Origin of the sequence: Modestobacter roseus, assembly GCF_007994135.1 — a bacterium.
GTDB classification, from domain to species: Bacteria; Actinomycetota; Actinomycetes; order Mycobacteriales; family Geodermatophilaceae; genus Modestobacter; species Modestobacter roseus.
On sequence record NZ_VLKF01000001.1, the window covers coordinates 1,632,810 to 1,651,354 of the forward strand.

Annotated in this window: 16 protein-coding genes; 8 read left to right on the plus strand and 8 right to left on the minus strand. The window is 75.5% G+C overall.

Going from position 1 to position 18,545, the window contains the following annotated elements; genetic code table 11:
* Window positions 1–66: 66 nt before the first annotated feature.
* Genes JD78_RS07775 through JD78_RS07795 form a run of 5 tightly spaced genes read right to left on the minus strand, consistent with a single transcriptional unit; the run spans window position 67 to window position 6,308 of the window.
* Window positions 67–2,142 carry an HtaA domain-containing protein gene (locus JD78_RS07775; RefSeq protein WP_153361003.1) on the minus strand — a complete coding sequence of 692 codons (2,076 nt, stop codon included), beginning with the start codon at window positions 2,140–2,142 and terminating at the stop codon, window positions 67–69.
* Complete coding sequence (locus tag JD78_RS07780; protein WP_153361002.1) at window positions 2,139–3,290, minus strand: hypothetical protein; 1,152 nt, start codon at window positions 3,288–3,290, stop codon at window positions 2,139–2,141. Before JD78_RS07780 ends, JD78_RS07775 begins: the two co-directional genes overlap by 4 nt.
* Window positions 3,287–4,090: a heme ABC transporter ATP-binding protein gene (locus JD78_RS07785; protein ID WP_153361001.1), complete on the minus strand. Its 804-nt coding sequence runs from the start codon at window positions 4,088–4,090 to the stop codon at window positions 3,287–3,289. The genes JD78_RS07780 and JD78_RS07785 overlap by 4 nt, the downstream gene beginning before the upstream one ends.
* The gene (locus JD78_RS07790) at window positions 4,087–5,181 is read right to left on the minus strand and encodes a FecCD family ABC transporter permease (protein ID WP_208104032.1); all 1,095 of its coding nucleotides are present in this window, start codon (window positions 5,179–5,181) and stop codon (window positions 4,087–4,089) included. The genes JD78_RS07785 and JD78_RS07790 overlap by 4 nt, the downstream gene beginning before the upstream one ends.
* A complete protein-coding gene (locus JD78_RS07795; RefSeq protein ID WP_208104033.1) occupies window positions 5,178–6,308 on the minus strand; it encodes a heme/hemin ABC transporter substrate-binding protein in 1,131 nt (376 codons plus the stop codon). The genes JD78_RS07790 and JD78_RS07795 overlap by 4 nt, the downstream gene beginning before the upstream one ends.
* A gap of 202 nt (window positions 6,309–6,510) precedes the next feature.
* On the opposite strand from JD78_RS07795, the gene JD78_RS07800 reads away from it, so the two are divergent.
* The 3 genes from JD78_RS07800 (at window position 6,511) to JD78_RS07810 (ending at window position 10,061) form a co-directional block, all read left to right on the plus strand.
* Window positions 6,511–7,368, plus strand: a complete 858-nt coding sequence (locus JD78_RS07800) for an NAD-dependent epimerase/dehydratase family protein (RefSeq protein WP_153361000.1) — start codon at window positions 6,511–6,513, stop codon at window positions 7,366–7,368.
* Window positions 7,365–8,675, plus strand: a complete 1,311-nt coding sequence (locus JD78_RS07805; protein ID WP_153360999.1) for a glucose-6-phosphate dehydrogenase — start codon at window positions 7,365–7,367, stop codon at window positions 8,673–8,675. Before JD78_RS07800 ends, JD78_RS07805 begins: the two co-directional genes overlap by 4 nt.
* 129 nt (window positions 8,676–8,804) lie before the next feature.
* Entirely contained in the window at window positions 8,805–10,061 is a 1,257-nt protein-coding gene (locus JD78_RS07810) for an esterase-like activity of phytase family protein (protein WP_153360998.1), read from the plus strand.
* Between the two features lie 57 nt (window positions 10,062–10,118).
* Here the strand turns inward: JD78_RS07810 and JD78_RS07815 are convergent, their stop codons facing one another.
* Both JD78_RS07815 and JD78_RS07820 read right to left on the minus strand, forming a co-directional pair.
* Entirely contained in the window at window positions 10,119–11,336 is a 1,218-nt protein-coding gene (locus JD78_RS07815) for a fatty acid desaturase family protein (RefSeq protein WP_153360997.1), read from the minus strand.
* 32 nt (window positions 11,337–11,368) lie between these two features.
* On the minus strand, window positions 11,369–12,475 hold the full coding sequence (locus tag JD78_RS07820; RefSeq protein ID WP_153360996.1) for a ferredoxin reductase: 1,107 nt from the start codon (window positions 12,473–12,475) through the stop codon (window positions 11,369–11,371).
* A gap of 95 nt (window positions 12,476–12,570) precedes the next feature.
* Here JD78_RS07820 and JD78_RS07825 point away from each other — a divergent pair, with 95 nt between their 5' ends.
* The 5 genes from JD78_RS07825 (at window position 12,571) to JD78_RS07845 (ending at window position 16,749) form a co-directional block, all read left to right on the plus strand.
* On the plus strand, window positions 12,571–13,842 hold the full coding sequence (locus JD78_RS07825) for a PucR family transcriptional regulator (protein WP_228395218.1): 1,272 nt from the start codon (window positions 12,571–12,573) through the stop codon (window positions 13,840–13,842).
* Window positions 13,843–13,854: 12 nt separating this feature from the next.
* Window positions 13,855–14,337, plus strand: coding sequence for a hypothetical protein (locus tag JD78_RS07830; protein ID WP_153360995.1), 483 nt, complete (start codon window positions 13,855–13,857; stop codon window positions 14,335–14,337).
* A 173-nt stretch (window positions 14,338–14,510) separates the two neighbouring features.
* A complete protein-coding gene (locus JD78_RS07835) occupies window positions 14,511–14,879 on the plus strand; it encodes a group I truncated hemoglobin (RefSeq protein ID WP_153360994.1) in 369 nt (122 codons plus the stop codon).
* Window positions 14,880–14,902: 23 nt separating this feature from the next.
* On the plus strand, window positions 14,903–16,042 hold the full coding sequence (locus tag JD78_RS07840) for a globin domain-containing protein (protein ID WP_153360993.1): 1,140 nt from the start codon (window positions 14,903–14,905) through the stop codon (window positions 16,040–16,042).
* Window positions 16,039–16,749 (plus strand): DivIVA domain-containing protein, encoded by a 711-nt coding sequence (locus tag JD78_RS07845; protein ID WP_153360992.1) that lies wholly within the window; start codon window positions 16,039–16,041, stop codon window positions 16,747–16,749. The genes JD78_RS07840 and JD78_RS07845 overlap by 4 nt, the downstream gene beginning before the upstream one ends.
* Window positions 16,750–16,874: 125 nt before the next feature.
* On the opposite strand, the gene JD78_RS07850 is transcribed toward JD78_RS07845, so the two are convergent.
* Window positions 16,875–18,461, minus strand: coding sequence for an MFS transporter (locus JD78_RS07850; protein WP_228395217.1), 1,587 nt, complete (start codon window positions 18,459–18,461; stop codon window positions 16,875–16,877).
* Window positions 18,462–18,545 lie beyond the last annotated feature (84 nt).

The window sequence follows — 18,545 nt, forward strand, 5'->3', positions numbered from 1 at the left end:
GGGATGCGCCTGACCTGTTGGTTAGGCAAGCCTCACCTAATAGCTCGATCGGGTGGACTGTCAAGATCAGTTCTCACGCACGGCGACGGACTCGGCCGACCGGCCGGCGGAGCGCCGCCACACCACCAGGGCGGCCAGCAGCAGGCCCGCGCCACCGCCCCACCAGCCGAGGTCGCGCGGACCCGGTACCGGCGCGAACAGCCCGGCCAGGTCGGTGCCCGCACCACCGGCCACGTGCACCGTCCGGGTGCCGGCGAGCAGTTGCTGCTCCCCCACCACGCCCGGCGCCATGGCACCCGACCCCACGGTGGCGGGGGCCGGGGCGGCCCGCGGCGTGGCCGGGCGCGCCGCAGCCGCCGGCGGAGCCGGCGGAGGTGCGCTGCGCCGGGTCGGCGGCGTCGCCACGACGTTCTCGGGTGCCGCAGCCGGAGTGGTGACCGGGGCGGCCGCGGGCGGGGTGACGGGCGCGGCGGCGGAGAAGCTCACCGTCAGCGGCAGCGGCACCTTGAACCGGTCGGTGGGGCCGCCGCTGGAGTACCAGTAGGGGGCCTGCCCGACCCGCACCTGGAAGTCGACGAAGCTCGCCGGGAAGGCCCCCCACGCCGCCCCCTCCCGCCGCTGCGGGGTGACGGTGCTGCCGGCCGGCGGGTCGTAGCGCACCCCGGCGTATCGCGGCGTGACGGTGAAGCCCGCGCCGTCCAGGGGCACCGCACCCAGCTCGGCGAGCACCACCTCGGTCTCCGGCAGCGGCTCCCAGCGGGTCGGGTCGGCCTGGTCGGCGCCGAACCCGCCCAGCGTGGCGGTCACCTGCCCGACCCCGCCGGAGACGGTGAGCACCGGGTCGGCGACGGTGAAGAAGGTCAGCCCGCTGTAGAAGGCGACGGTGAACTCGCCGTCCCAGCGGATCGTGGCGGTGCCGGCCGCCGGGTCGACCGTGCCGGAGCCGCCGTCGATCACCACCTGGTGGTCGCTGAACAGCCCGGCGGTGGCCGACGTCAGCGGCTGACCGGTGGGCGTGGTGGTGAGCCCGGCGTAGGTGGCCGGTGCGTAGGAGCCGTCCGGTTGTCGCTTCTCGATCCGGACCCGGCCACTGCTGGCCGCCCACCGGTCCGCGCCGATCTGCTGGTCCGGGCCGGTGTCGGGCACCCGGCCGGCCGACAGCAGGTTCACCGTGCCGGGTGCGAACGCGGCGTTGCCGGTCTCCTGGTTGACGCCCCAGCGGAACTGCGCGTCGCTCACGACGGTGCCCGTGGCCGGTGGCGCCGGGGCGGGCGCCGGGGCGGGCGTCGGGGTGGGCGTCGGGGTGGGCGTCGGGGTGGGCACAGGCCAGGTGACGCGCAGCGGCAGGGGCAGCTTCGCCGGGTCGGTCGCCGCCCCGGTGGAGTACCAGGCGCCCGCCTGGCCGATCTCCCCGGCGACGGCGACGAGCGACGCAGGGAAGGAGCCCCAGCAGTCACCGGTCCGGTCCTGCGGTGGCGCGCCGTCGGGAGCGTCGTGCGCCACCTCCGGGTACGCCGGGGCCACCTCCAGACCCGTGTCGGTCAGCTCGGCGCCGGGCAGGTCGGCGAGGGTCACCTCCCGCGGGTCGGCGGTCACACCGCCGCCGGAGCCGTGCACCGTGGCGGTCAGCCGGCCGGCACCGTCCTCGACGACCATCCGGGGATCGGTGAGCGTGAGCAGCGCGGCGCCCCCCGCGGAGACGAGGGTGACGCTGCCCCGCCAGGAGAGCTCCGCGCTGCCGCCGGCCGGGTCGACGGTGCCGGCGCCGCCGGTGAGCACCACGACGAGCCCGGACGAGCCGTCAGCCGGGTCGGTGAGCGGGACGCCGCCGGGGGTCGCACGCAGCCCGGCCCAGGTGGCGGGTGCGGTCGAGCCGTCGGGTTGCTGCTGCTCGATCCGGACCGCGCCGTCGGCGGCCGCCCACTCCTCCTCGGCGAACACGCCGTCGTCGCCCGCGGTCACCTCCCCGGCGGAGACCAGGTCGACAGCCCCGGGCACCTCGGCCGCGTTCGACACCTCCGCCGAGATGCCCCAGCGGAGCTCGACGCCGGACACCGGTGCCCCCGTCGCGGCGGCGGTGCCCGGGCTCAGCACCAGAGCGGCGAGGGTGAGGCCGGCGGTGAGCGTGGCGGCCCGCTTCACCGGCCGCCCACCACGGTGACGGCGCGCCGGGCACGTCGGCGGGTCACCGCCGCGGTGAGCACCACGAAGAACACCAGGGCGGCGAGGAAGAAGAAGGCCAGCGCCGCCGGGGCGGGCTGCGTCGGTGTGCTGTCGGCGACCTCGGCGACGGACAACGCCCCGGCGTCGGACTGCACGGAGAAGGTGACGGTGGGCAGCCCGCCGGTGGTGGTCCCGGTCAGCCGGAGCTCGTGGTTGCCGCCGGGCACCGTCTCCGGCAGCTCGAGCAGGCCCGCGACGGTGCCCTGGGCGCTGACCGGCAGCGGGCCGACCGAGGCCAGGCCGTCGTCGAGCGTCGCGAGCACCTGCTCACCGGCGACCAGACCGGTCGCGGTGAAGCTGAGCACCCGCCCGGCGACGGCGGTGGCCGGGTCGATGGTCACCGCCGGCGGACCGCTCGGCGGGGGCGGTGCGGTGCCGGGTGCCGGAGCGGCGGGGGCCGGGGCTGCGCTGGCCGGCGCATCGGCCCCCGGACCGGCGCCGTCCCCACCGCCCCCGCCGGCGGACGGAGCGCCCGCCGGCGCCTCGGTGTACACGTCGGTGAAGGTCACCGGGGTGAACGTCTCGTTGGCCGCGTTCACCACGCCGTGCGCACCGATGGTGAGCACCCCGCAGGTCACCTGGCGGCAGTCGACGGAGACGGTCTGCCCGTCCCGGTCCAGCGAGGAGAAGGTGGGGCCGGGCACGTACATCTGCACCGACCAGCTGCCGTCGGCGGCGAGCACCCCTCCGTTCGCCTCCTCGGCGGTCGCGCTGCCGGGGAAGGCGACGAACCGCTGGAAGCCGGCGTTGTCGGCGGACTCGCTGTCGGGCACGTACCGGTAGTCGGCGCCGGTCTGCCCACCTTGGCTGGGCCGCCAGCCGCCCCCGGGGTCGTCGACCCAGCCGAAGAGCACGTAGATGCCGCCGAATCCACCGGCCACCGACTGGAAGCCGGTGCCGCGCACGGTGATCGGCGTGGAGTAGGTGGTGTCGGCGGCCGCCGCGCCGAACTCGTTGGCCACGGTGACCCGTGCCGCGGCCTGGGCCGGCACAGCGAGGGCGACCGCACCGACGAGCAGCAGGCACGCGGCGAGCAGGGCCGGCAGCAGCCGACGGCGAACGGTCACGAGGAGACCTCCAGGAGAGCGGCGGTGCGCCGGGGCAGCACGAGCGGCGCCCCGGTCACCGGGTGCGGGAGGACGTCGACCGGGTGCCGGTAGACGTCGGAGAGCAGCGGGCCGGTGAGCACGTGCGCCGGGGGGCCCAGCGCCCGGAGCCGGCCCTCGGCCAGCACCGCGACGACGTCGGCGTGCGCGGCGGCGAGGGTGAGGTCGTGCAGCACCGCGACGACGGCGCCACCGGCCCGGGCGACCGCCCGCGCCGAGTCGAGCAGCCGTTCCTGGTGGTGGATGTCGAGCGCCGCGGTGGGCTCGTCGAGCAGCAGCACCGGCACGTCCTGGGCGAGCACGCGGGCGAAGGCGGTCCGGGCCCGCTCCCCGCCGGAGAGCGTCGGGTGCAGCCGGTCGACCAGCGTGGCGACGTCGGCCTCGGCCAGCGCGGCGTCGACCAGCCGCTCGTCGTCGGCGGCACGGTCGGTGCGCCGCCACGGGGTGCGCCCCATCTCGACGACCTGGCGCACCCGGAAGGAGAAGGCGACCCGCTGCTCCTGCAGCAGCACCGCCCGCGCCCGGGCCAGCTGCCCCGGCGGCTCGCCGGCCAGGTCCCGCCCGGCCAGCCGGACCACCCCACCGGTCGGCGACCGGTCCCCGGCGAGCACCCCGAGCAGCGTCGACTTGCCCGCGCCGTTGGGGCCGACCAGTGCCACCAGCTCACCGGCGTGCACCGGCAAGCTCACGTCGTCCAGCAGCCGCCGCCCGCCGACGTCGACGGTGACGCCGACGGCGGTCAGGGCGGGGACGGCGGTCACGCCCAGCCACCGGCGGTGCGGCGGGAGCGGCGGAGCAGCCAGAAGAAGACCGGGCTGCCGACCAGGGCGGTGAGCATGCCGATGGGGAGGTCGGCGTAGGCGACGGCGTTGCGGGCGACCAGGTCGGCGGCGAGCAGCAGCACCGCACCGCCCAGGGCGCTGGCCGGCACGAGCACCCGGTGCCCGGGGCCGCAGACCATCCGCACCAGGTGCGGCACGACCAGGCCGACGAAGGCGATGATCCCGCAGAAGGCCACCGCGGCCGCGGCCAGGAGGGCGACCAGCACGATGCAGACCAACCGCAGCCGCTCGACGTCGACGCCCACGTGCCGGGCCGCCCGGTCGCCCAGTGCCAGCAGGTCCAGCCGGCGGGCGACCAGGAACGCCCCGGCCAGGCCGACCGCCACCAGCGGGGCGACCACGCCCACGTACTGCCAGCGGCTGCCGTTGAGGCTGCCCAGCTGCCAGAAGACGATCTGCTCCCGCGCCTGGGTGTCGCCCAGGAAGGTCAGGAAGCCGAGCCCCGCGCCGGTGAAAGCGTTCAGCGCCACCCCGGTGAGCACCAGGGTGACCACCTCGGTGCGGCCGTCGGCGCGGGCGAGGACGTAGACCAGCAGGGTGGCGACCAGCCCGCCGACGAAGGCCGCGGCCGCCAGCGTCCAGGGGCCCAGCACGGTGATGCCGAAGACGATCGTGGCGCTCGCCGCCAGCGCCGCACCCGAGGAGACACCGACCACCCCGGGTTCGGCCAGCGGGTTGCCGAACACCCCCTGCATGACCGCGCCGGCCGTGGCCAGCGCGGCACCGACCAGCACCGCCATGGCGACCCGGGGGAAGCGGATGCTCCACAGCGCGGCGTCGCCGTTCGGGTGGCTGGGCAGCGGCCCGACGTCCAACCCGATCCGGTGCAGCACCGACCCGACGACCTCGGCCGGCGGCACCGACAGCTGACCGATCCCGGCGGCGAGCACGGCGAGCACGAGCAGCGCCGTCCCGAGGACGGCGAAGGTGAGCGCCGCCCGGCGGCGGTGCCGGACCGGACGGGCCGCGGGCAGGCCGGCCACGGCGGGAGCCGGCGGCGCGACCGTCACCGCGGGACCTCCGTGGGCACGGTGGCGCCCGGGGCGTAGACCGCGGTGGCCAGGGCGTCGAGGACGTCGGCGGTCCGCGGGCCGAAACCCAGCACCTGGCTGTCGGCCATGTCGACGATCCGGTGGCGCTGGCCCGCCGGGGTCTGCGCGAGCGCCGGCACCTGCTCCAGCAGCCCCTCGACGCCGCCGACCGAGCGCAGCCCCTCGGTCATCACCAGGACCAGGTCCGGCTGGGCGGCGACCAGGCCTTCGTCGGTGAGCGGCTTCATCCCCGACCAGCCGATCTCGCCGGCGACGTCCCGGCCGCTCAGCGCGGTGATCAGCGAGTCCGCACCCGAGTCGCGGCCGAACATGTAGTAGACCCCGGCCTGCCCGCGCAGGTAGAGGAAGAGCATCCGCAGCCGGCGCTCCGGTTCCTGTGGCGCCACCGCGGCGATCTCGGCGACCTTGGCGGTGATCTCCGCCGCGGTCGCCTCGGCCAGCTGCTCCCCGGCACCGGGGACGCCCAGCGCCGCGGCGACCTGGCCGATCAGCGTGCCGACGCCGTCGACGGTGCGGTGGGAGTCGACGACGACCACCGGGATGCCGGCGTCGCGGACCTGGAGGACCACGTCCCAGGGCCCGAGCGTGGTGTCGGTGATGAGCACCGTCGGCGCCAGCTCGAGCACGGCCTCCCCGTTGAGCGTGTGCCCACCCTGCGTGACCAGCGGCAGTTCGTCGCTGCCCGGGAACGACGAGGAGGTGTCCCGCCCCACCAGGCGCTCCCCGAGGCCGAGGTCGTAGGTGATCTGGGAGAGGGTGCCGTAGAGGTCCAGGGCGAGCACCCGGCTCACGTCGGTGACGGTCACCTCGGTGCCCTGGACGTCGGTGAGGGTGACCGGCAGCTGCGGTTCGGCGGCGGGCAGCGGGTCGCCGTCCGGCGCGCCGAGCACCGCCGTCGAGGGGCCCACGTAGCTCGCCGGGTCGGCGAGCGGGGTGCTGTCGGCGAGCCGCACGACCGGGGCGTCGGACGCTCCCCCGCCGTCGGGCTGCGCGCCGGCGGCGCAGCCGGCCAGCAGCAGGCCGGTCAGGGCAACCGCGACGACGGCCCCGGCACGGGGGGTCCGGAGTGGGACGGGGACGGGCACCGGGCCTCCGCGGGGCACTGGCCGCGCCGCGGCCGGGGACCGGTGCCGCACGGGCACCGGGGCGATGATGATCACCACCGAACGCACCGTACACAGGGAAGGCTTGCCTAACCAAGGGTCCCCTTACCGAGTCCTCGCCCTGCGCGGCCGGCGGCCGTGGGTGAGGCTGTCCGCTGGCAGTCGCAACGGTGGAGGGACGCAGATGGCACGGGTCGCGGTCACGGGCAGCAGCGGGAAGCTCGGCAGGGTGGTGGTCGACCACCTGGTCGAGCACGGGTGGGACGTGCTCGCCCTGGACCGGGTGCCGAGCCCGCGGGCCGACGTCGAGTCCGCGGTGGTCGACCTGACCGACGCCGGTCAGGCGGTGGAGGCGCTCGGCGGGTTCGACGAGCACCGCCCGGTCGACGCGCTGGTGCACCTGGCCGCCGTCCCGGCGCCGGGGCTGATGCCCAACGCGGCGACGTTCGCCAACAACGTGACGGCGTCGTTCAACGTCTACACCGCGGCGCTGCGCGCGGGCGTGCGCAGCATCGTGTGGGCCTCCAGCGAGACCGTGCTCGGGCTGCCGTTCGACGAGGCGCCGCCGTACCTGCCGGTCGACGAGGAGTACCACCCCCGGCCGAACAGCGCCTACTCCCTGGTGAAGACCCTGGAGGAGGAGATGGCCCGCCAGCTGTGCCGGTGGCACCCCGACCTGTCGATGACCGGGCTGCGGTTCAGCAACGTGATGCACCCCGAGGAGTACGCGGGCTTCCCCGCCTTCGACGCCGACCCGCAGCTGCGCCGGTGGAACCTGTGGGGCTACATCGACGCCCGCGACGGCGCCCAGGCGGTGCGCCGAGCGCTGGAGCAGCGGCTGCCCGGCCCGGAGGTGTTCATCGTCGCCAACGCCGACACGGTCATGTCCCGGCCGACGGCGGAGCTGGCCGCCGAGGTCTTCCCCGACGTCCCGGTGACCCGGGACCTGGGCGAGCACGAGACGCTGCTGTCGATCGACAGGGCCCGCCGGCTGCTCGGCTTCGCGCCCGAGCACTCCTGGCGCGACGCCGTGGGCCGGTGATCACCCGGCTCCTGCTGCTGGGCGCGACCGGCGACCTCGCCGGCCGGTTCCTGCTGCCCGCGCTCGCCGAGCTGACCGCCGCCGGCCAGCTGCCCGAGGGCCTGCAGCTGGTCGGCGCGGCCGAGCCGGACTGGGACGACGCCCGGTTCGCAGAGCACGTCGCGGCCCGGCTGGCCGAGCACGCCGGCGACGTGCCGGCCGCCGCCCGGCAGGCGCTGGTGGCCGGCGCCCGGTACCGGCGGGTCGACCTGGGCGACCCGGCGACCGTGGCGGCCGCGGTCGCCGCCTCCCCCGGTGGCGGTCCGGTGGCCGCCTACCTCGCGCTGCCCCCGTCGCTGTTCCCCGCCGCGGTCCGCGCCCTGGGCGACGCCGGCCTGCCGCCGGGCAGCCGGATCGCGGTGGAGAAGCCGTTCGGCCGGGACCTGGCCGACGCCCGGGCGCTGAACGCGCTGCTGGCGGAGGCGACCGGTGGGGTCGAGGCGGCGGCCTTCCGGGTCGACCACTTCCTGGGCATGCCCGCGGTGGCCGGGCTGCCCGCGCTGCGCGCACCGGGCAGTGCACTGGCCGGGCAGTGGGACGGCGAGCACCTCGCGCAGGTCGACGTCGTGTGGGAGGAGACCCTGGACGTCGGGGGCCGCGCCGGGTTCTACGACCGGACCGGCGCCCTGCGCGACGTGCTGCAGAACCACCTGGTGCAGACGCTGACGCTGCTGGCGATGGAGCTGCCCGCCACCGCGGCCGAGGAGGACCTGCACCGCGAGCGGCTGGCGCTCCTCCGGGCGGTGCGGGTGCCCGCGCCGTCGGCCACCCGCCGGGCGCGGTACACCGCGGGCCCGGCCGGCCGGGCGTACGTCGACGCGGACGGCGTCGACCCCGCCCGGGGCACCGAGACGCTCGCCGAGCTGGTGCTCGAGGTCGGCACGCCCCGCTGGGCCGGCACCCGGTTCGTGCTGCGCACCGGCAAGGCGATGGCGGCCGACCGCAAGCAGGTCGTGCTGCACCTGCGCGCGCCCGCGCCCGACGGGCTCCCACCCGAGGTCGAGCGGGTCGCCGACGACCGGCTGGCGATCGCCCTGGACGCCGCCCAGCAGGCCACCGACGGCGTCCGGGTGCACGCCCCGGGTGAGCGCACCGCCTACGGCGCCGTGCTCGCCGACGTGCTGGCCGGCGGCAGCCGCACCGCCGTCAGCGCCGCCGAGGCGGAGGAGGCCTGGCGCTTCGTCGACCCGGTGCGGCAGGCCTGGTCCGACGGCGAGCCGCCGCTGCTGGAATACCCCGCCGGCTCCCCCGGTCCGGACGCCGACTGACCGGGGCCCGCCGACGCGGCCCGTTCACGGTCTCCTCACAGCACGGCCACGGAGGCGTCCGCCGCCGGCTGTCTCCGCGCGGCACGGTCGGCCGGCCCGATCCACCGCCCGAGCCAGGGAGACCCACCCGTGCGCCGTCCATCCCGCCGTGCCGCCGCGACCCTCACCGCAGCCGGTCTGCTGACCGCCGTCGCCGTGCCAGCCATCGCCGTGCCGGCGCTCGCCGGCCCCGCCCCCACCGCGCCCTCGGGCAACGGCACCCAGCAGGCCGAGCTCGTCGCCCGCTCCGTGCTGCCGTCGGCCACCTTCGGTGAGCAGATCCCCTCCGGCGCGCTGGCCAGCCCGGCCAACGGCGTCACCACGCCGTTCGCCGCCCAGCCGATCCAGGGGTTCTCCGGCCTGCTGAAGGACGGCGACGACTGGCTGGTGCTGGAGGACAACGGCTACGGCACGAAGGCCAACAGCGCCGACTTCCTGCTGCGGGTCATCCGGGTGCACATCGACACCACCACCCAGCGGACGACGGTGCTCGACGGCGGGTTCAGCCTGTCCGACCCCGACCGCAAGCTGCCGTTCCCGCTCACCCGCGCCGACCGCCGGCTCACCGGTGCGGACCTGGACCCCGAGTCGTTCCAGCGGATGCCCGACGGCACGTTCTGGATCGGCGAGGAGTTCGGCCCGAGCGTGGTGCACGTCGACGCGCAGGGCCGGGTGCTGTCCGCGCCGGTCCAGCCCGACGGCGTCCGCTCCCCCGACGCCTGGAACCTCAACGGCGCGGCCCCGACCCTCGGCAGCAGCAAGGGCTTCGAGGGCATGGCGCTGGGCGTCGACGGCAACACGCTGTACCCGATGCTCGAGGGCGCCGTCGCCGGCGACGACCCGGCCACCCGCCGGATCTACTCCTTCGACACCCACCGTGGCGTCTACACCGGCCTGAAGGCCAAGGTGCGGTTCGAGGTGCCGAACAACGCCCTCGGCGACATGGTGGCGCTGGACCAGAACCGCTTCCTGATCCTGGAGCGGGACGGCGGTCAGGGGCCGACGGCGCAGCTCAAGGCCGTGTACCTCGTCGACACCCGGGACGTCGACCGGGACGGCTACGCCGACAAGCGGCTGATCTCGAACCTGATGGCCATCCCGGACCCGCAGGGCGTGGCCGGTACGAAGGGCGGCTACGCCACCTTCCCGTTCGTCACCATCGAGCAGATCGCCGTGCTGGACGACCACCGGATCATCGTCGGCAACGACAACAACTACCCGGGCTCGGCCGGGCGCACCGCCGGCGTGCCCGACGACAACGAGCACGTCGTGATCCAGGTCGACGAGGACCTGCAGGTCGACCCGGCGCTGGCCTCGATCAACGCCCGCGGCGGCCGCGCGCGCTGACCACCACCGGACGTGGCAGGGCCCGCCAGGTGGTCACCTGGCGGGCCCCGTCGTGTGTCACGCGGCCTGGCTGCCCTGGTTCCAGGCGGCGCCCTGCAGCTGGCGGCGGACCTTCGGCCCACCCGTCGTCATCTTGTAGAGCTTGGCCACCTGGGCCGGGGCGTTCGCCGGGGTGGTCTCGGCCAGCCAGCCGTTGGGCAGCGAGAGCCGGAGCACCTTGTGCCACGCCGAGCCGACCTGACGCGGGAGCGACGCGGTGTGGTACCGCAGGCCGTAGCGGGCGAACAGGTCGCGGATCTGCGGCGCGATCTCGGCGTACCGGTTGCTCGGCAGGTCCGGGAACAGGTGGTGCTCGACCTGGTGGGACAGGTTGCCGGTCATGATGTGCATGGCCTTGCTGCCGGAGATGTTGGCCGAGCCGAGCATCTGGCGCAGGTACCACTCGCCGCGGGTCTCCCCGTCGATCGACTTCTTCTCGAAGGTCTGCACGCCCTCCGGGAAGTGCCCGCACATGATCACCGAGTGCGACCACAGGTTGCGCACCACGTTGGCGGTGAAGTTGGCGGCCAGGGTGGGCAGGAACGACGGACCCGACAGCGCCGGGTGCACGACGTAGTCCTTGGTCATCTGCTTGCCGATCTTCTTCAGCACCTGCTTGCCGCGGGCGCGGAAGCCGGGGTCGGCCCGCCGCTCCTTCGTGGCCAGGTTCTTGCCCAGCTCCAGGTCGTAGGCGGCGATGCCGTACTCGAAGAAGCAGGCGTTGACGAAGTTCCACACCGGCTGCGCCAGGTACAGCGGCACCCACTTCTGGTCCTCGTCGACGCGCATGATGCCGTAGCCGAGGTCGTTGTCCTTGCCGATCACGTTCGTGTACGTGTGGTGCAGCACGTTGTGCGAGTGCTTCCACTGCTCGGCCGGGCTGGCCATGTCCCACTCCCACGTCGTGGAGTGGATCTTCGGATCGCGCATCCAGTCCCACTGGCCGTGCAGGATGTTGTGCCCGATCTCCATGTTCTCCAGGATCTTGGCGACCGAGAGCCCGGCGGTGCCCAGCACCCAGGCCGGCGGGAACTTGGAGAACAGCAGCACCGCCCGGCTGGCCAGCTCCAGCTTGCGCTGCACGTCGATGATCCGGCGGATGTAGGCGGCGTCGTCCTCGCCGCGGCTGTCCACCACGGACTGCCGGATGGCGTCGAGCTCGCGGCCGATGGCCTCGATGTCGGCCTCGGAGAGGTGGGCGATCGGGTTGTCGGACTTCTTCTGCAGGACGGTCATGGGCGTGGCTCCTCAGCTCTGGGGTGCGGGGATCAGTGGTCGATGTCGCAGGCGTCGGCGGCGGCGCTGACGCAGGTCTGGATCAGGACGCCGTCACCGGGTGAGGCGGTGGTCAGCTCCCCGTTGCGCAGGTCGCGGACGGCGCCCTCGCGCAGCGGCAGGACGCAGCCGTAGCAGATGCCCATCCGGCAGCCGCTGGGCATGAGCAGCCCGGCCTCCTCGGCGGCGTCGAGGATCGGGGTCGCGCCGTCGACCTCCAGCGTGCGCTCGGACTTCGCGAACGTGACGGTGCCGCCCTCGCCGGTGACCAGCACCCGCGGGCGGAAGCGCTCGGTGTAGAGCCGGTCGGCGATGCCCTGGTCGGCCCAGTGCTCCTCCAGCGCCTCGAGCAGGCCGACCGGGCCGCAGGCCCAGGTGGCCCGCTCGGCCAGGTCGGGCACCAGGTCGGCGATCGCCGGGGCGTCCAGCAGGCCGGCGTCCTTCGTGTGGTGCTCGACCAGCCGGATCCGGCCGGCGGCCGCCAGCTCGCGCAGCTCGGCACCGAAGATGACGTCCTCGACGGTGGGCGCGGAGTGCACCAGGACGACGTCGCACCCGGCGTCCTCGCCCAGGTTGCGCAGGATGCCCATCACCGGGGTGATCCCGGAACCGGCCGTCACGAACAGCGCCTTGGCCGGCCGCGCCTCGGGCAGGACGAAGTCACCGGTCGCCTGGTCCAGCTGCACGACGGTGCCCGGCTTCGCCCGGTGCACCAGGTGGTTGCTGACCGTGCCGTCGGGGATCGCCTTCACGGTGATGCTGAAGCAGCCATCGGCGCGGCCGAGCACCGAGGTGATCGAGTACGCCCGCCACAGCCGGACGCCGTCGATGTCGATGCCGATCCGGACGTACTGGCCCGGGGTGTGCGGCAGCCAGTCGCGGCCGGGGCGGATCACGATGCTCGCCGCGTCCGGGGTCTCGCGGTGCACGGACTCGATCCGGCCGCGCAGCGCGGCACCGGAGCGCAGCGGGTCGACCAGGTCGAGGTAGTCGCTGGGCAGCAGCGGCGTGGTGACGAGTTCGGCCAGCTTCAGCGCGCGGTCACGCAGCGTCGTGAGCAGCGGCCGCGCGGCGACCGGGCGCGGGACGGTGGCGGTCATGTACTGAGTCTTTCCCAGCCTGGCGATCAATCACCTGTGCCCCGGACGTGAATCGGGCGGTACCTTCTGTTCCCTGCGAACAACGGAGGTCACCGGTGGCTGAGCAGCTGCCCCCCAGCATCCCCGCTCCGGCGGCGCCCGCCATCGGGGACCCGATCACGTTCCCGCCGGCGGTCGTCGCGGCCATGCTGGCCGAGCTGCCGGCGGTCGCCGAGCGCACCGTGGCCAGCATCGTGGTCGAGGTGCCCAGCTACGCAGGGGCGTTCGCCGGGGAGATGGGCCGGGCGATCCAGCGCGCGGTCCAGGTCGCCCTGGGCGGGTTCCTGGAGCTGGCCACCGACGGCGGGGGCGTCGACCCCAGCCGGCCGATCGCGCCGGCCCTCGCCGGCGCCTACGCGCTGGGCCGGGGCGAGGCGCGCAGCGGCCGGTCGATGGACGCGCTGCTGTCGGCCTACCGGGTGGGTGCCCGGGTCTCCTGGCGGCACATGAGCGAGACCGCCGTCTCCGCCGGGCTCACCGTCGGCTCCCTGGCCCGCTTCGCCGAGCTGGTGTTCGCCTACATCGACCAGCTGTCCGCCGCCAGCGTCGCCGGCCACGCCGACGAGCTGGCCACCAGCGGGCGGGTGCGCCAGCACCACCTGGAGCGGCTGGGCGCGGTCCTCCTCGCCGGGCGGCCCCTGCACGACCTGACCGCCGCCGCCGAGCGCGCCGACTGGACCCCGCCGCGGACGCTCACCGCCGTCGTGCTGCCGGAGACCCGGGCCCGCAACGCGCTGGCCCTGCTGGACGCCCGCACGCTGCAGGTGACCGAGGAGGCCGCCGGTCCCGGTGGCGAGGAGGAGCGCGCCGTCCTGCTGGTGCCCGACGCCGGGGGCGGGGCGCGGGCCGGTCTGCTCCGCGTGCTGGACGGGCTCGGCGCCGCCGTCGGCCCCGCCCGGCCGTGGCACGACGTCGCCGCCTCGCACCGCCGGGTGCTGCGCGCCCTGCGGCTGGGGCCGGCCCCGGACACCGCTCCCCTGGACACCGCTCCCCTTGACACCGCTCCCCTTGACACCGAGGCCCGGCTCGTCGAGCTGGTGCTGCGCGCCGACGAGGAGGCGCTCACCGATCTGCGCACCGCCGTCCTCGCCCCGCTGGACCAGGTCACCCCCGCCACCCGGGAGAAGCTCACCGCCACGCTGCGCTCCTGGTTGCTGCACCACGGCCGCCGGGAACGGATCGCCGCGGAGCTCTTCGTGCACCCGCAGACCGTCCGCTACCGGATGGGGCAGCTGCGCGACCTGTTCGGCGACCGGCTGGAGGACCCGGCGACGCTGCTGCAACTGACGCTGGCGCTGGGCTGTGCCCCGCGGGAGCCCAGCGCCTGACAGGGTGGGCAGGTGCCCCGCTGGCCCGCCACCCCCGCGCCCGACGCCCTCGGCCCCGTGGTGCTCGGCGTCGTGGTGCACGGCCCGGTGCTGCTGGCGCGCTCCCCCGGCATCGCCGCCGGGCTGCGGTGCGTGTTCGCCCACCCCGGCGGCCTGCACCTGCCGATCGTGGTCCGCGCCACGGGCGTGCAGGCCGAGGCCGCCGGACGGCGCACCTTCCCCCGCCGCGACGGGGAGCCGCAGCCGTGGTCCGGCCTGCTGGTCACCCTCACCGTCGACGGCGTGACCGGGCCCGCCGACCCGGTCGGTCCCACCTCCAGCGGCGGCGCCGACTCGTTCCGCTCGGAGGGGTCCTGGTGGGCCGGTGCGCTGCCGAACGACGGCCGGCTGACCGTCACCGTCGGCTGGCCCGCAGCCGGGCTGGCCGAGGCGACCACGGTGCTGCAGCTCGACCCGCTCGACGACGTCGCCGACCGCGTCGTGCCCCTGCACTGACGGCCGTCGCGGCCCCGCCCCACCCGTGGGCCACCTCGAGTGGCACGGCGCCGCCGGTGCCGACAGAGTGGGCAGGGTCCGGGCCGTGGCGACCTGCCACCGGCCCGGGCGGCGCCGGCTCCGGTCCGGCGTCCGGTGTGTCCGTTCACGGGGGAGGACGGGGGAACTCTGCGATGACGCTCTACGAGCGACTGGGCAACGACGTCGGCATCCGCACCGCGGTCGACGACTTCTACGAGCGGGTGGTGGCCGACCCGGAGCTCACCGGATGGTTCGAGGGCGTGGACATGCCCCAGCTGCGCCGCCACCAGACCGCGCTGCTGGTGCAGGTCACCGGCGGCCCGGTGGAGTACTCCGGCCGTGAGCTGGCCGAGGGCCACGGCGACCTCGCCATCACCGGCGACGCCTTCGACCGGGTGGTCGGCCACCTGGTCGACACCCTCACCGAGCTGGGTGTCTCCGGCGAGGACATCGGCCAGGTCGGTGCCGCGCTCGGCGCGCACCGCGACGAGATCGTCACCGAGCCCGCACCGGCCGGCTGAGCCGGCGCGCCGAGGAGACGCCTGTGGACATCCCCGCGATGCGGGCCAGCTTCGCCAAGGCCGCCGCGCACGGCGACGACGTGCCGCTGTGGTTCTACTCGCACCTGTTCCTGACCCACCCCGAGACCCGGGAGATGTTCCCGGTCTCGATGGCGCACCAGCGCGACCGGCTCTTCGCCGCGCTGGGCGAGGTGGTGGCGCGGGTCGACGACCTGGACTCGCTGGTGCCGATCCTGCAGCAGCTGGGCCGCGACCACCGGAAGTTCGGGGCGGTCGCCGCGCACTACCCGGCGGTCGGCGCGAGCCTGCTGGCCACGCTCGAGCACTTCGACGACGAGTGGGACGAGGCGCTGGCCGCCGACTGGACCGCGGCCTACCAGCTGATCGCGCAGGTGATGCTGGAGGCCGCCGACGAGGCCGACGACCAGCCGCCGTGGTGGGAGGCGGAGGTGGTGGCCCACGAGCGGCGCACCATCGACGTGGCCGTGCTGACCCTGGCCCCGCGCCAGCGGCTGGACTACCTCCCGGGGCAGGCGCTCTCGGTCGAGTCCGACCTGCGGCCCCGGCTGTGGCGGTGGTACTCCCCCGCGAACGCACCACGCCCGGACGGCTCCCTGGAGCTGCACGTCAAGGCGCGGGACGGCGGCCCGCTGAGCACCGCGCTGGTGCGGCTGGCCCGCGTTGGCGAGGTGGTGCGACTGGGGCCGCCGGTGGGACGGCTGAGCCTGGACACCGACTCCGACCGGGACCTGCTGCTGGTGGCCGGGGGCACCGGGCTGGCGCCGCTGAAGGCGGTCGTCGACCAGGTCGCCCGCTCCGGCCCGGCCCGCCGCGTCGACCTGTTCGTCGGTGCCCGCACCGAGGAGGACCTCTACGACCGCGCCGACCTGCACCGGCTGACCCAGGAGAACCCCTGGCTGACGGTGACCGAGGCCGTCTCCCATGACAAGACCTCGACCGTGGAGCACGGTGACGTCGCCGACGTCGTCCTGCGGCACGGCCCGTGGACCGGGCGGGACGCCTACGTGGCGGGCAACCCGCCCATGGTCGAGGACACCGTGACCCGGCTGCACGCCGCGGGTCTGGCGATGGGCCGGATCCGCACCGAGGTCTTCGCCGCCAGCCGACAGAGCCCGACCCTCGACGGGAAGGTGACCGAATGACCACCAGCGAGCAGGCACCCGGGTCCGGTGGCCCCGACCACCGGCTCACGCCGGACGACGTGCGCAGCGCGCGCTTCTCGCACGGCTCCCTGCTGCACCCGGGCTACACCGAGGCGGAGGTCGACGGCTTCGTCGGCCTGGTCGCCGAGGAGGTGGCCCGGCTGAGCGGGGAGAACGACCAGCTGCGCGCCCAGCTCGACCGGCTGGAGGGGCAGCTGACCGAGGCCGCCGACCGGCCCGCCCCCAGCGACCAGGCGGTCGGCATCCTGGCGACCGCCCAGCGCACCGCCGACGCCTACGTCGCCGAGGCGGAGGAGTTCAGCCGGCAGATGACCGCGGAGGCCCGCGCCCAGTACGAGGAGCACCTCGGTCAGGCGCGGGACAAGGCCGGCGCGATCATCCAGGCCGCGCAGGAGGCCGCGACCCGGGTCGTCGGCGAGGCACCCCGCCCGGCCGTGGGGCAGCCGGAGACCGAACAGCTGCAGGAGCAGATCGCCTACCTGCGCGCGTTCGGGCAGGCGACCCGCACCCAGCTGCGGGCCTACCTGGAGGCGCTGCTGGCCGACGTGGAGAAGGAGTGGGGCCACGCCCACCCGGCGGGGCTGCCGCCCGTGCCCCGGCCGTCCGGGGAGGACCGGGCCCCCGGGCAGCCGGCCACCTTCGTGGCCAACGCGGCGGCCACGGCCCCGGGCGAGCGGGACTCCTGAGCCCGAGCGCAGGACCGAGGTAGGGCCCGGGGACGGCCGGTCAGGCGGCCGTCCCCGGGGACTCCGCTCAGCCGCCGGGCCGCCGCGCCTCAGCTGCCGGGCCGCCACGCCGGGATCTGCGCGGGTCAGCCGTGGGTGGCGTGGCCGTGGGCGTGCACCCGCCCGTACTCGTCCGCCACCTCGGGCCCGTCCCCGCCGTCGTCCCCGGGGGCGGCGCCGTCCGGTCGGCGTTCAGCCGCGGCCCGGGCCGCCTCCCGGCCCTCGTCACGCCGGTCGTGCCGCCAGTCCAGGAAGCCGATCACCAGCGCCGCGAGCGACCCGACGACGGCAATGCCCAGCGCCGCGGCCGCCGCGCGCGGGTAGTCCTGCTCCGTGGAGCCGAGCACGAGGTAGAAGAGCCCGGGCAGCGCCGCGGTGCCGATCGCGCCGCCGAAGCGCTGGAAGGTCTGCAGCCCCCCGCCGGCCGAGCCGGCCATCCGGACCGGGACGTCGCGGAGCGTGAGGGTGACGTTCGGCGAGATGACGAAGCCCCCGCCGATGCCGGCCAGCAGCAGCGTCGGGGCGGTCGCCCACCCGCTCATGTCCGACGGTGCCAGCAGCAGCACCGCCGCCGTCCCGGTGAGCCCCACGGCGACGCCGCTGAGCCCGAACACCGTCAGCGCCCGGCCGTAGCGCTCGACCAGGCGGCCGGCGATCACCGCGGCCGACGCCGAGCCGATGGCGAACGGCGTCACCGCCAGTCCCGACTGCAGCGGCGTCCAGCCCAGCCCGGTCTGGAAGAACAGCGCGAAGACAAGCCAGATGCCGCTGAAGCCGACGAAGTAGACCGTGCCCAGCGCGATCCCGGGGCCGTAGCCGCGGGTGGCGGTGACCAGGCGCGGGTCGAAGATCGGCTCACCCGCACCGCGCACCACCCGGCGCTCCCACAGCACGAAGGACACCAGCAGGACCGCCCCGATCGGGAACAGCCACCACAGCCGGGTCAGCCCGCCGGACTCCGCCTCCACCAGCGGCAGCAGCAGGGCGAGCGCACCGGCGCCCAGCAGACCGACGCCGACGACGTCGATCCGGCCGTGCCCGCGGCTGGTCGGGCGGGGCAGCAGCCGGAGGGCGAGCACGAAGGCGACCACGCCGATGGGCACGTTGACGTAGAAGATCCAGCGCCAGCCGCCCGGGCCGGACGCCAGCGCGAGCAGCGCACCGCCGACGACCGGGCCGACGGCGGTGGAGATGCCGACGGTGGCGCCGAAGAACCCGAACGCCCGGCCCCGCTCCGGCCCGCGGAACAGCTGCTGGATGAGCGCGGAGTTCTGCGGTGCGAGGCAGCCGGCGGCCACCCCCTGCAACAGCCGGGCGACGATCAGCAGCTCGATGCCGGGCGCCGCGCCGGCCGCCGCGCTGCACACCACGAAGGCGACCAGGCCGATCAGGAACATCCGGCGTCGGCCGAACGCGTCGCCCAGCCGGCCGGCGGGCACCAGCGCCAGCGCGAAGGTCAGCGCGTAGCCGGAGACGACCCACTGCACGGCGGAGGCGGAGGCGCCCAGGTCCTCCTGCAGGGACGGCAGCGCGACCGAGACGATGCTCACGTCGAGCAGGGTCATGAACCCGACGACGAGGGTCACCCACAGCGCGTGCCAGCGGTTCGGGTCGGCGCCCTCCGGCGGCTCGGCCGGGCGCTGCCCGGCACGGTCGACGGCAGAGTCGGTCACCGGCACTCCTCCACACTTCGGCATGCGGGCGCCGGTCCCGGCCCCATCGGTCCATCGTTGCCCGCCACGTCGTCCCCCGCTCCC